The sequence below is a fragment of the Neomicrococcus lactis genome, assembly GCF_014200305.1.
Classification (GTDB): Bacteria; Actinomycetota; Actinomycetes; order Actinomycetales; family Micrococcaceae; genus Neomicrococcus; species Neomicrococcus lactis.
On record NZ_JACHBL010000001.1, the window covers coordinates 1166903 to 1179650 of the forward strand.

Annotated in this window: 11 protein-coding genes; 1 reads left to right on the forward strand and 10 read right to left on the reverse strand. The window is 59.9% G+C overall.

Annotated elements, in window-relative coordinates; all coding sequences use genetic code 11:
* Positions 1-389 precede the first annotated feature (389 nt).
* The 6 genes from tyrS to BKA12_RS05315 form a co-directional block, all read right to left on the reverse strand.
* Positions 390-1715, reverse strand: coding sequence for a tyrosine--tRNA ligase (gene tyrS, locus BKA12_RS05290; RefSeq protein ID WP_183644603.1), 1326 nt, complete (start codon positions 1713-1715; stop codon positions 390-392).
* Between the two features lie 44 nt (positions 1716-1759).
* Positions 1760-4051: a HelD family protein gene (locus BKA12_RS05295; protein WP_183641250.1), complete on the reverse strand. Its 2292-nt coding sequence runs from the start codon at positions 4049-4051 to the stop codon at positions 1760-1762.
* A 44-nt stretch (positions 4052-4095) separates the two neighbouring features.
* Complete coding sequence (locus BKA12_RS05300; RefSeq protein ID WP_271395178.1) at positions 4096-4632, reverse strand: adenine phosphoribosyltransferase; 537 nt, start codon at positions 4630-4632, stop codon at positions 4096-4098.
* Between the two features lie 106 nt (positions 4633-4738).
* Complete coding sequence (locus BKA12_RS05305) at positions 4739-5515, reverse strand: maleylpyruvate isomerase family mycothiol-dependent enzyme (protein ID WP_183641252.1); 777 nt, start codon at positions 5513-5515, stop codon at positions 4739-4741.
* A gap of 81 nt (positions 5516-5596) precedes the next feature.
* The gene (gene argH / locus BKA12_RS05310; RefSeq protein WP_183641254.1) at positions 5597-7033 is read right to left on the reverse strand and encodes an argininosuccinate lyase; all 1437 of its coding nucleotides are present in this window, start codon (positions 7031-7033) and stop codon (positions 5597-5599) included.
* Positions 7034-7156: 123 nt separating this feature from the next.
* Entirely contained in the window at positions 7157-8371 is a 1215-nt protein-coding gene (locus BKA12_RS05315; RefSeq protein WP_183641256.1) for an argininosuccinate synthase, read from the reverse strand.
* A 124-nt stretch (positions 8372-8495) separates the two neighbouring features.
* On the opposite strand from BKA12_RS05315, the gene BKA12_RS05320 reads away from it, so the two are divergent.
* Positions 8496-8954, forward strand: a complete 459-nt coding sequence (locus BKA12_RS05320) for an ankyrin repeat domain-containing protein (RefSeq protein ID WP_183641258.1) — start codon at positions 8496-8498, stop codon at positions 8952-8954.
* A 75-nt stretch (positions 8955-9029) separates the two neighbouring features.
* Here the strand turns inward: BKA12_RS05320 and BKA12_RS05325 are convergent, their stop codons facing one another.
* Genes BKA12_RS05325 through argB form a run of 4 tightly spaced genes read right to left on the reverse strand, consistent with a single transcriptional unit; the run spans position 9030 to position 12746 of the window.
* Entirely contained in the window at positions 9030-9548 is a 519-nt protein-coding gene (locus tag BKA12_RS05325; RefSeq protein WP_183644609.1) for an arginine repressor, read from the reverse strand.
* 44 nt (positions 9549-9592) lie between these two features.
* The gene (argF, locus tag BKA12_RS05330) at positions 9593-10549 is read right to left on the reverse strand and encodes an ornithine carbamoyltransferase (RefSeq protein ID WP_183641260.1); all 957 of its coding nucleotides are present in this window, start codon (positions 10547-10549) and stop codon (positions 9593-9595) included.
* An 11-nt stretch (positions 10550-10560) separates the two neighbouring features.
* Complete coding sequence (locus BKA12_RS05335) at positions 10561-11796, reverse strand: acetylornithine transaminase (protein WP_183641262.1); 1236 nt, start codon at positions 11794-11796, stop codon at positions 10561-10563.
* On the reverse strand, positions 11793-12746 hold the full coding sequence (argB, locus tag BKA12_RS05340; protein ID WP_183641263.1) for an acetylglutamate kinase: 954 nt from the start codon (positions 12744-12746) through the stop codon (positions 11793-11795). Before argB ends, BKA12_RS05335 begins: the two co-directional genes overlap by 4 nt.
* Between the last annotated feature and the right edge of the window lie 2 nt (positions 12747-12748).

A 12748-nucleotide genomic window follows, 5' to 3' on the forward strand; every position in this document is an offset into this window, starting at 1 on the left:
TGGGGGCTGGCCACCCGATTCGACTTGCCTCTCGGCCCGTCCTCATCGCGGCGACAAGGGAATACTTTACGCAGGTTTCCAGCACTCCACAAATCGGGCTGCATCCCGGGCGTGTCGCACTTGACTTGAAGCGTCCGGTGTTCCCGAAATCCGCGGAATCTTGCGGAATTGGGCAGGAACGGATGAAGAGAGCCTAAGGCGAGCTGCGGCGTCGTACTGAAATATGTAGGCCTGCGAACTGGCTCACATCCCATGGCTCTGTTGGGACTCCCCCCGCAGGCGACCTGGAGCCGAAAACAAAAAAGGACTGCGGCCGGCGAGAGAATTCCCGCGACCGCAGTCCTTATTTGAATTTAATTCAATTATTGATTCCTGGAAAAAGAAACCTCTTAGTTATTTGCATCAGCTTCTTGAACTTCAACGAATGCCAGATTCTTCTTTCCACGGCGAACCAGCAAGTACTTGCCATGCAAGAGCTGTTCATCAGAAATCAGCTGCTCTGGATCAGCGATCTTCACGTTGTTCACGTAAGCACCGCCTTCTCCAACCGTGCGGCGTGCTTCGGACTTCGATTTCGAGAGTCCGGAAGCAACCAACAAATCAACGATGCCCGTTTCAGACGTGGAGACCGTGGCGAAAGGAAGCTCCGACGTAGCGGACTTCAGCGTCTCTGCATCAATTCCCGTGAGGTCACCCTGGCCGAAAACGGCGGCAGAAGCAGCGATCACGTTTTCGGTTGCCTCGACGCCGTGAACAAGCGACGTCACCGCAAATGCGAGAGCGCGCTGCGCTTCACGAGCATGCGGACGTTCGGCAACAGCCTTCTCGAGCTCTTCGATCTGTTCACGAGTCTTGAACGTGAAGACCTTGAGACGGGAAATCACGTCAGCATCGGAAGTATTGAGCCAGAACTGGTAGAAGGTGTACGGCGAGCACATCTCGGCGTCGAGCCAAATGGCGTTGCCTTCGCTCTTGCCAAACTTGGTTCCATCCGAGTTGGTGATGAGCGGAGTGCCCAGAGCGTGAACGTGCTTTCCTTCAACCTTGCGGATGAGCTCGGTTCCGGAAGTGAGGTTGCCCCACTGATCCGAACCGCCGGATTGCAAGACGCAACCGTACTGACGGTGCAGCTCCAAGTAGTCCATGCCCTGCAGGATTTGGTAACTGAACTCGGTGTAGCTGATGCCCTCGTCAGAATTCAGGCGAGCAGCAACCGTTTCCTTCTTGATCATGGTGCCCACGCGGAAGTTCTTTCCGATGTCACGCAAGAAGTCCAAAGCAGAAAGCGGTGCGGTCCAGTCAAGGTTGTTCACCATGCGTGCCGCGTTCTCTCCCTCGAAGGAGAGGAAGCGCTGCACTTGTGCCTGAAGCTTCGCGACCCATTCGGCCACGGTTTCTTTCGTGTTGAGCACGCGCTCTGCGGTCTGGCGCGGGTCGCCAATGAGTCCCGTGGAACCGCCGACCAAACCGAGTGGCTTGTGGCCAGCCAGCTGAAGCCGGCGCATCACCAAGAGCTGCACCAAGTTGCCCAAGTGCAAAGACGGAGCGGTGGGATCGAAACCGCAATAGTAGGTAATGGGGTCTCCAGAGAGCGCTTCTTCGAGCGCGGCCTCATCCGTGGAAACGTGGATCAAACCACGCCACTTGAGTTCCTGCCATACATTCGCAAATGAAGGATCATTGCGAATTTCGTCTTCTACTAATTGAGTTTCAATCACTGACACGTCTCCAAGGGTACCAACGCGGTCCCCCAATCTCGCTAATCCTTAACGATGCCTGACGGGATCTCCCGCTCGGCGATCAAGTGCAATCGTTGCGTAGGTCGCGTCATAGCGACATACAGAGATCCAACAGATCCGCCGGACTCTTCCACGATGGCGGCCGGCTCCAAAATGATGACGGAGTCATACTCAAGACCCTTGGCATCGTTCGGTGAAGTCACCACGATGTCCTGGTCCAAAGCACCGGATCCGCTACCGACGCGCTTTCCGTAAAGCTTGGTCGCTTCAACTCGAGCTTCTTGGAAGAGATGCTGCGGCGCGATGATGGCCACCATGCCGCCCTCGACGATCTCCACTTCGGCAGGCAGCTTTTCACAAAGCGTTGCCATGAGTTCGCCTTCGCCAACACGAGTGACAACTGGTGGCCACTCGCCCTTGCGGACAGCTTCTGGCGTAGAGACGGAGAGTCCCGCTGCTCGAGCCATACGGGTAGCCGCCTTCGCAATCTGCTTCGGGGTACGGTAGTTGACCGTCAACTCTTCAAGACGGAAGCGTTCATCCACGAATGGCTTGAGCGCTTGTTCCCAGCTCTTCGACGCGCTAGCGGAGCTTGCCTGCGCAATATCGCCAACAATCGTGAAGGACTTCATGGGGCAACGGCGCATGAGCAACCGCCACTGCATCGGTGAGAGCTCTTGAGCCTCATCCACCACTACGTGTCCATATGCCCAAGTGCGGTCCATGAAGGCACGCTCAGCGGCAGTCAGTGACGTCTCCGTGACCTGGTTGAAGGCAGCCAACTCTTCGGCGGATAGCACGCCGTCAATTCCGTACTCAGCGAGCATGGCGTCAACGTTCTTGAGCGTTTGCTCAGCGTTCGCGAGATCGCGAGCGTCCTCGCTTTCCTTCTCGGCTTTCTGGCGGCCGTTGGATGGATCGAATTCACCCAGTAGCTCGGCGGCCTCGTCCAAGAGAGGAACGTCCGCTTCAGTCCACGCACTTCCCCGCTCGCGATACAGCGCTGCGCGCTCCTTCTTCTTCAAGTGCGGAGCGGTCCATGCAAGGCGTTCAGGATTCGCGAAAAGATCGGACAGCAACTTCTCTGGCGTCATGGGCATCCAGCACAAGTTCAATGCAATGCGCACGTCACGTGAAGCCCGTACGTCTTCGGTCAAGTACGAACGGTCAACGTTGTTGCCGCCACCTGAGGACTGTTCGAGCTTGTCTTTCATGTGCTCGGCGAGCTCGCGCACCATGATCTTCACGAACGTCTCGCGAGCCTGGTTGTACGGTTTGCCGGTGGCGCGGGCTTTATCACGCGCGCGCTTCACGAGCTTCGGCGAAATCTTGAGCGTGGTGCCTTCGACATTGACGAGTCGCGGTGCGGAGAACGTGCGCTGACGTTCCGCCACGGCGTTCGCTACAAAATCCACCATGTCCAGACGGCCCTTGACGCGAGCGGTTAGACGGTTGGTTTCCGGCACCGCACGGATACCCGGCATCAGTCGACCCACGCTCGCCATCACCACGCCGGTTTCACCCAGCGACGGCAACACGCGCTCAATGTACGTCATGAAGGACGCCGAAGGTCCCACCAACAAGACGCCGGCAGACTTCAAACGATCACGGTGTTCATAGAGCAAATACGCAGCACGGTGCAGCGCAACTGCCGTCTTACCCGTACCGGGACCACCCTGGACCACCAGCACGCCGGGTTGCGGCGAGCGAATGATGCGGTCCTGCTCGGACTGAATAGTGGCGACGATATCCGCCATGCGTCCCGTGCGTCGCTGCGTCACGGCGGCCAAGAGGGCTCCGCCGCCCTGGAGCACTTCACCGTCGGCAAGCAACGAGGAGTCAAGGACATCGTCCTCAACACCAATCACTTCGCGGCCCTTGAGAATCAGATGCCGGCGACGTCGCACATTGCGGCGATCAAAAGCCGTGGCCTGATAGAACGCGCTGGCTTCCGGGGCACGCCAGTCCACCATGAGTCGCGTCTGATCTTCGGAAGTCAAACCAATGCGGCCAATATAGCGCGGGGTGACCGCAGCGCCGTCGTCCTTTTGATCGAAATCGAGGCGCCCAAACACCAAGCGATCTTCAACAGCATTGAGCTGCGCCAAACGATCTTCATACATCGTGGCAAAGGCATCACGCTCGGTGGCGTTCTGCATGGTGCCTACTGCGCCAGCTTTGCGAACCTTCGCTAGTTGGTCCGTCTTCTCCGCTCGCAATTCATCGAGGCGTTCATAAAGTTCGTGAACATAGACCCGCTCGCCCTCAATCGATCGTGCGTGATCGGTTGGCAAACTATCGGTGCGGTCCATCGCTCCCCTTTGCTTATGCTCGCGGACAGTCAATTTTACGTTCTCTACACTGCGCTGAGGGAATGGACATGCCTGCCGGACAATCTGCCGCGGCCACCCAAATCTTCAAGTTCAAGCACCACGCCGATTCCCACGACGATTCCGCCTGCTCGTTCTACGAGCTTGGTGGAGGCTCCGAGGGTGCCGCCGGTGGCTAGCACGTCGTCCAGAATGAGGACGCGGGTTCCGGTGGGCACGTCGTCGCAATGCACTTCGAGCGTGGCCTCGCCGTATTCGAGTTGGTAAGACTCGGCGAAGGTTTCGCGGGGCAGCTTGCCCTTCTTCCGAATGGTGAGCATGCCCGTGCCCGTGGCATAGGCGGCTGCGGAGGCGAGAATGAATCCTCGAGCCTCGAGACCGGCAATAACATCAAAGGTTCCGCGGAACGGATCGACGATGGCATCAACGATTCGCTTGAAGCCCTGGGCGTCCGCGAAAACCGGCGTCAGGTCCTTAAACGAGATTCCTGGCTCCGGATAATCCGGAACAACAGCCGCCAGCCGATCAATCAGCTGCGAAATAGACTCAGTCTCCAATTGCACCCGTCTACCCTACAACCTCAAGGCAAATCGGCTGTTTACCTTGGATTCACCCGGAGGTCGCTTGCGTGGGGTAATTGACTGAATTTTTGAGTACGACGACGCCGCTTCAGTTGGCTGCGAGGGCTCGCTCTTCGTCTGGGGTGAGCAAGACGGGCTTTGGCCAAGGCAACAATTCGGGAAGGGTCACACCGTCCGCAGCTGCCGTGGCACGCACCTGACCTGAGGGTTGACGGCCCGTGAGCCACGCGGCGATGTCAAAGTCCATGCCTTGAACCACGATGGTCCGAGCACCCGTGCCGATGGTGTGTGCTTGTCCGCCGACTGGCTGCAGGTTGAGCTTGAGTGCTTCCGGAACGCGTGCCTGCGCGAAGTCGAAGAAGTGCCGCACCATGTCCTGAGTCCAGTCGATAGGCTGCGCACCCTTTGTGAGGTCGATCGAGTGCACCGCGTATTCGCGAATGCAGGCAAGCATGATCCGACGCACCGAGCCCTGAAAGCGGGTGGGTGTATCGAGGAGTGCATCATCGGCATCGCTGAGCTGTGCGGCAACCCCGTTGAGGGACTCGAGTGCGCGTTCGCGCAGTGCCTCGGGCTGCATGAGAGCACCCAGTTCGATGCGACGATTGCGCTCGTCTTGGCCGCCTTCGTAGAAGTCCCGGAACTCATGGTTCGCGATGGCGTCGAGCTGGTTCAGCACGCCTCGGGAGAAACCGTCCACATGCGCGATGACATGCGCGTTCGTCCACTCAGGCAACGTTGACTTCTGCCCGAATCCTTCCGCTGGGTACCGTTCTAGGTACTTCTTATAGAGCCCGAGGGCATCCCGAAACGTGCTGATCAAGCGTGCGGTGTCCTGCGCATCGAAAAGTGGTGCCGAAGTCATGCACACAGCCTAATCAATCCGCACTGTGATGTCCGCAACGTGCTCGCGCGAGGCGAGCTGCGTCGTCGTACTTCGTGGAAATTATTCGCCCACGAAAGAGCGCACGGCATCCAACTGGGCAGTCAGCTCAGCCAACTGCAGCGCTACTGCGCTTGGAGCGGTACCGCCCTGACCGGCGCGCGCGTTAAGCGAGCCCTCGGTGGACAGCACGCTGCGAACCTCTGGGGTCAAGTGCGCGGAAACGCTCGCGAATTCTTCATCCGTGAGATCCCAGAGTTCTGCGTTGCGCTGCTCCGCAATGCGGACGCAGGCGCCGGAGAGCTCGTGCGCCTCGCGGAATGGAACGCCCTGGCGAACCAACCATTCGGCAATATCTGTGGCAAGCGCGAAGCCTTGAGGCGCGAGATCGGCCATGCGCTCCGTGTTGAAGGTGAGGGTCTCGATCATGCCGGAAACCGCAGGAAGCAAGACCTCGAGGGTGTCAGCGGAGTCGAAGACCGGTTCCTTGTCCTCTTGGAGGTCGCGGTTGTACGCGAGCGGAAGCGCCTTGAGCGTGGCGAGCAGGCCGGTCAGGTTGCCGATGAGACGGCCGGACTTGCCACGAGCCAGCTCGGCGACATCCGGGTTCTTCTTCTGCGGCATGATGGACGACCCCGTGGAGAACGCGTCATCGAGGGTGACGAAAGAGAATTCCTTCGTGGCCCAAATAATGATTTCTTCGCTCACGCGGGACAGGTCCACGCCCAGCATGGCCGTGATCCATGCGAACTCCGCGTAGACGTCGCGGGAAGCCGTGCCATCAATCGAGTTCCAGACGGCGCTGTTGAAGTTAAGGTCCTTCGCGACGGCGACTGGGTCCAAGCCCAGCGTGTTGCCGGCCAATGCGCCGGAACCGTACGGGCTGATGCCAGCGCGCTTGTCCCAATCCTGGAAACGCTGCACATCGCGCAAGAGAGCCCATGCGTGCGCGAGCAAGTGGTGGGACAACAGCACGGGCTGAGCGTGCTGCAAGTGGGTGCGGCCCGGCATCGCTGCATTCGGATGGGTCTGAGCCTGGTGAATCAGAGCCTCGATGGTGGCGACGACGCCGCGAGCGATGATGCGTGCGTGGTCGCGCAAGAACATGCGGCCCAGTGTGGCGATCTGGTCATTGCGGGAGCGTCCGGCGCGGAGCTTGCCGCCGAGCTGCGCGCCTGCGCGCTCGATCAAGCCGCGCTCGAGGGAGCCGTGGACGTCTTCGTCGCTCTCCGCGGCGGTGTAGGCGCCACTGACGACGTCCGTTTCGAGCTGATCAAGAGCCTTGATCATGCCGTCGAGCTCTTCGTCCGTCAGGAGGTTGGCACGGTGCAGCACGCGAGCATGAGCGCGCGAGCCTTCGATGTCATAGCGAGCAAGGCGCCAGTCAAAGTGCGTGGACTTGCTCAAGGCAGCGAGAGCGTCCGCCGGTCCCCCAGCGAAACGTCCGCCCCACAAGGAGCCTTCATTGGTGCTGGCTGATTTCTGGCTTGCATCCTGCATGCGGGCTACTACTCCTGAAAATTCGTGGGTATTGCGGCGTTACGTATAAGTTACGCCTCGACGCAGCTGCAAATATACAGTGCGTCGAGGCGTGACCTAGGTGCGCTGTGAAGCGCTGTTGAACTACTTCGCTTCGTTAGCGGCGACGCGCTCGTCGCGCTCGGTGGCGACCTTGGAAGAGAGACCGAAGATGTCGATGAATCCGCGGGCGCTCGCCTGATCGAAGGCATCGCCTTCGTCGTAGGTGGCCAAGTTGAAGTCGTAGAGCGAGCTCGAAGAGCGGCGGCCCTGAACGGTAGCGCGGCCACCGTGGAGTTCAAGACGGATTTCGCCGTTCACGTGCTTCTGGGTGTCTTCGACGAAGGCATCGAGCGAACGCTTGAGCGGCGAGAACCACTGGCCGTCGTACACCAGCTCGGTCCAGCGCTGACCAACGGTCTTCTTGAAGCGAGCCAACTCGCGCTCAACGGTGACGTTCTCGAGTTCCTTGTGGGCGGCGATGAGTGCCATCGCGCCAGGAGCTTCGTAGATTTCGCGGGACTTGATGCCTACAAGGCGGTCTTCCACGATGTCGATGCGGCCGACGCCCTGAGCGCCTGCGCGGCGGTTCAGTTCTTCAATAGCCTGCAACGGAGTTACCGGGTTGCCGTCGAGAGCAACAGGGATACCCTGCTTGAATTCGATGGTCACGACGTCCGGAGCCGGTGGGAACTCTGGGCTCGCGGTGTAGTCGTAAACGTCCTTGGTAGGACCGTTCCAGATGTCCTCGAGGAAGCCGGTCTCAACTGCGCGGCCCCAGACGTTCTGGTCAATGGAGAAAGGGTTCTTCTTGGTGGTGACGATCGGGAGGCTGTTCTTCTCCGCGTAATCGATAGCCTTTTCGCGGGTCAGCGCGAGGTCACGAACCGGTGCGATGCACTTGAGGTCTGGGCCAAGAGTCTGAATGCCGACCTCGAAACGAACCTGGTCATTACCCTTGCCGGTGCAACCGTGGGAGACCGTGGTGGCGCCGAATTCCTTAGCAGCCTTCACGAGGTGCTTGACGATCACTGGGCGGCTCAACGCCGAGACCAGCGGGTAGGCGTCCATGTACAGGGAGTTCGCCTTGAGTGCTGGCATGCAATATTCTTCAGCGAATTCATCGCGTGCATCAGCAACATAAGCTTCTACAGCGCCGCAGCCAAGGGCGCGCTGGCGAATGGTTTCGAGCGACTCTCCACCCTGTCCCACGTCAACTGCAACAGCAATGACTTCAGCGCCGGTTGCTTCAGCAATCCAGCCGATGGCGACGGACGTATCAAGTCCACCCGAGTAAGCGAGGACAACGCGATCCTTCACTCCACACCCCTTTGATCAGTAGTAAATTTCGTGACCTCAAGGCCACCGTATGGTTATGCACGATTATACATATATATGCAGTGGGGGCGTCAACTGGCACCCGAAGAGGGCGTAATCTGAAGATATGAGCACAGCGGATACCCAGCACGATTCACAGAACGATGACGACTATGAGCGCGCAATTAGCATGCCTGCCGACAATCCTTCCGGCCTCTCAGAAGAACAACTAGCTTTCGTCCAAACCACTTTCGACATGGCTCGGGCCGGCGACGAACGCCTCGCCGAGCTCATTACTCAAGGTATACCCGCAGATATCAAGAATGAGAAGGGCGATACCTACCTCATTTTGGCTGCGTACAACGGCCACATGTCCTTGGTTCGCGCTCTGGTTAAAGCAGGCGCCGACGTCAACGAACTCAACGCCCGGGAGCAGTCGGCACTGACCTGCGCGGTCTTCCGCAAGGATCGTCCCATGATGCAGTTCCTCATGGATCATGGAGCGGATCCAGCACTCGGCGCCCAAAGCGCCCGTGCCACGGCTGCCGCTTTCGGCGTCGAGGCCAGCGACATCATCGGCGCCTAATCAGCGCGTCATCAGTGTGGCGCTTCTTGAGCTACGGAACTGACGCAAGCTGGCGTCGTCGTACTTAAAGAAGCGCTACTGAACCGCAGCCATTTCGAGGAATCGATTGGCCACGGCCTCGCCGCCGTTGGGATCGCGAGTGATAACCATGACCGTGTCATCGCCGGCGATGGTGCCGAGGATGGCCGGCAGGACTGAATGATCGATCGCGAGCGCCAGGAAGTTGGCGGCGCCCGGCGGGGTCCGCAACACCACGATGTTCGCGGAAGATTCTGCGGTCACGAGCAGTTCGGCGCAGAGCTTCGCCAAGCGAGCATCCAGCACTTCTTGAGCCACGCCCGCCTTCGGCGTGGGGTCGCCGCCTTCGGAGCGCAGCGCATAAACCAGCCCGCCGTCCTCGCCGCGCACTCGAATGGCACCCAGCTCCACGAGGTCCCGCGAAAGCGTTGCCTGCGTGACCTGCACGCCTTCTAGGGCGAGAAGCTCCGCGAGCTCCGACTGCGAGCGCACATACGTCGCTTTGAGGAGCGCCTTGATGCGGGCCTGCCGTGCAGTCTTGGTAGCGGGCTGCGCATTCGCTGCCGGGGCATTCATTCCCAAGCCGAGGCTCGGGAAGTTTCCGAGGTTATCGTTGGCTTTCATCGCGCGAGACCCGACTTTTCCATGAGCCACACCATGAGCGCCTTCTGCGCGTGCAAGCGGTTTTCAGCTTCGTCCCAGACCACAGACTGTGGGCCGTCGATGACATCTTCCGAGATTTCATAGCCGCGGTATGCAGGCAAGCAATGAAGTACGACGGCGTCTGCTTTCGCGTGCTTCATCGCTTCGGCCGTCACGGAGTAGTCGCCGAAGAGGGTGAGGCGGAGTTCTTTTTCCGCTTCCTGGCCCATGGAGATCCAGGTATCCGTGGCGACGACGTCTGCGTCCTTGAGGGCTTCGACCGCATCCGTGGTGATCAAGACCGATCCCCCGGTTTCGGCGGCACGCTGCTGAGCAGCTTCAACGACGTGCTCTGCAGGCAGGTAGCCCTCAGGGCCAGCGATACGAACGTGCATGCCTGCGGTGACGCCAGCAAGCAAGTAGGAGTTGGCCATATTGTTGGCGGCATCGCCCAGGTACGTCATGGTGAGGCCCGCGAGTTCGCCCTTGTGCTCACGGATGGTCAAAAGATCCGCGAGGAGCTGGCACGGGTGGTAGTCATCGGTCAGCGAGTTGATGACGGGAACCGTGGAGTACTGCGCCATTTCCTCGACGTTGGACTGCTCGAACGTGCGCCACACGATGGTCGAGACCATGCGGGACAGCACGCGTGCCGAGTCGGCGATGCTTTCCTTTTCGCCCAGCTGAGCTTCGCCCGGGTTGATGATGAGCGGCTGGCCGCCCAGGTCTGCAACGCCTGCGGAGAAGGAGACACGAGTTCGGGTTGAGGTCTTGTCGAAGATGATCGCAACCGTCTGCGGTCCCTTGAACGGAGTGCGCGACCAACGATCTGCCTTCAGCTCCGCGGCGAGATCCAAGACTTCGCGCTGCTCTGCCGGGGACAAGTCCGTGTCAACCAGGAAGTGCCGAACAGTGGTGGTGTTCTCGGTAGTCATAGTGGTCTCCCTTACTTGGACTCAGCGGTAGTGGACGCGGGTGCGGGTGCGGAAAGGTTCGCAGTCGCGCGGCGGTAAATGGTGGGCAATTCAGTAATGAAGGTTTGCGCTTCGTCTTGCGTCAAGATGAGCGGTGGCGCCAAGCGAACGGTACGTGGGGTTGGCGCATTGACGATGAAGCCGTGCTCCAGAGCCGCGGTGACCACGGCGGCAGATGCTTCAAGATCCAGATCGAAGCCGATCAACAGGCCACGGCCGTGAACGCTCGTGACGAAGTCCAGCTGTTCGAGTTCTGCCGTGATCCATTTGCCGAGCTGCTGCGCGTGATCGACGAGACCGTCTTGCTCAATGGTGGTGAGCGTTGCGAGTGCGGCGGCTGCTGCGAGCGGGTTGCCACCAAACGTGGTGCCGTGTTGGCCCGCAGTAAGCAAGTGGGAGTTCGCGTCGCCGAAGGTGACGAGGGCTCCGATGGGGAAACCTCCACCGAGTCCCTTAGCCAAGGTCATGGCGTCCGGAGTAACTGATGACGATGCAAACCACTGGCCGGTGCGGCCAATGCCCGTTTGGACTTCGTCAACGATGAGCAGCGCGCCAGCGTCACGAGTCAGCTCGCGGGCAGCCTCCAAGTAGCCCTCCGGAAGTTCCACGACGCCCGCTTCACCCTGAATGGGCTCCACGAACAGCGCTTGAACGGTGTCATCCAGTGCGTTCTTGAGCGCTAGGATATTGCCGGCTTCAATGAACTCCACGCCACCAGGGAGTGGCTCAAAGGGAGCGCGGTACGCTTCCTTCCACGTCAGCGAGAGCGCGCCCATGGTGCGGCCATGAAAAGAATTCTTCAAGGCAAGGATTCGGGTGCGTGGCTTCTCAGGAGTTCCGGCGTTGCGACGGGCCAGCTTGAAGGCGGCCTCATTGGCCTCGGTGCCGGAGTTCGTGAAGAAGACGCGGGAGCCTTCTGGAGCCTGAGCGAGCTCAAGAATCTTGTGGGCCAGCTTGATCTGTGGCTCCGTGGCAAAGAAGTTGGAGACGTGAGCCAGCGTGGCAGCCTGCTCCGTGACGGCCTTGACCCAGGCGGGGTGCGCGTGGCCCAAAGCGTTGACGGCGATGCCGCCCAACAAGTCCAGGTACTTGTTGCCGTCGGCGTCCCAAACATGCGCGCCCTTGCCCTTGGTCAGGACACTTTGCGGCGTTCCGAAGACGCCGAGAAGGTTGTGCTGGTACTGCTCGGTGAGGTCAGCGTTGGTCATGCTTGTGCACCACTTTCTGGCGTCGTCGCTGGGGCTTGTGACTCTGGGGAGCCGGGGACCAAGAGGGTTCCGATGCCTTCGCTCGTGAAAATTTCCAAGAGGATCGAGTGCGGTTGGCGCCCGTCCACAATGTGGGTCTGCGGGACACCGGCGTCAAGTGCCTTCAGGCACGCAGCCATCTTCGGGATCATGCCGGATTCAAGAGTTGGCATCATGTCTCGCAACTCGTCGGCGGTAAGCATCGAGATGAGCGAGTTCTTGTCCGGCCACTTGGCGTAGAGACCCTCGACGTCCGTCAGGATCACGAGCTTCTCGGCACCCAAGGCTGCGGCAAGCTCGGCCGCTGCGGTGTCCGCGTTGACGTTCAAGACGTCCCCGGTCAACTGACCGTCGTCGCCAACTTCTGGCGCCACGGAAGAAATGACCGGGATGCGGCCAGAATCCACGAGATCCACGATCGCGCTGGGATCAACTGCGGTCACTTCACCAACGAGTCCAAGGTCAACTTCTTCGCCATCCACGATGGTGCCGGTCTTCTTGGCGCGCAGCAGCCCAGCGTCTTCACCGGAGAAGCCCACGGCATAGCGGCCGTGAGAGTTGATGAGTCCCACGAGTTCGCGGCCTACTTGGCCCGTGAGCACCATGCGGACCACGTCCATGGCCTCGCTCGTAGTGACGCGCAGGCCGCCCTTGAACTCCGACTCGATACCGAGACGATCCAGCATGGAGTTGATCTGCGGCCCACCGCCGTGCACCACAATCGGGTGGATTCCAGCGTGGTGCAAGAACACGATGTCCTCAGCGAAAGCTCGTCGCAGGTCCTCGTTGATCATGGCGTTGCCGCCGTACTTGATGACCATGCGCTTTCCGGAAAAACGCTGGATCCACGGAAGTGCTTCGATGAGCGCTTGCGCTTTCTTTTGCTCTTGCGTTTCGGGGGAAATTTCCATAC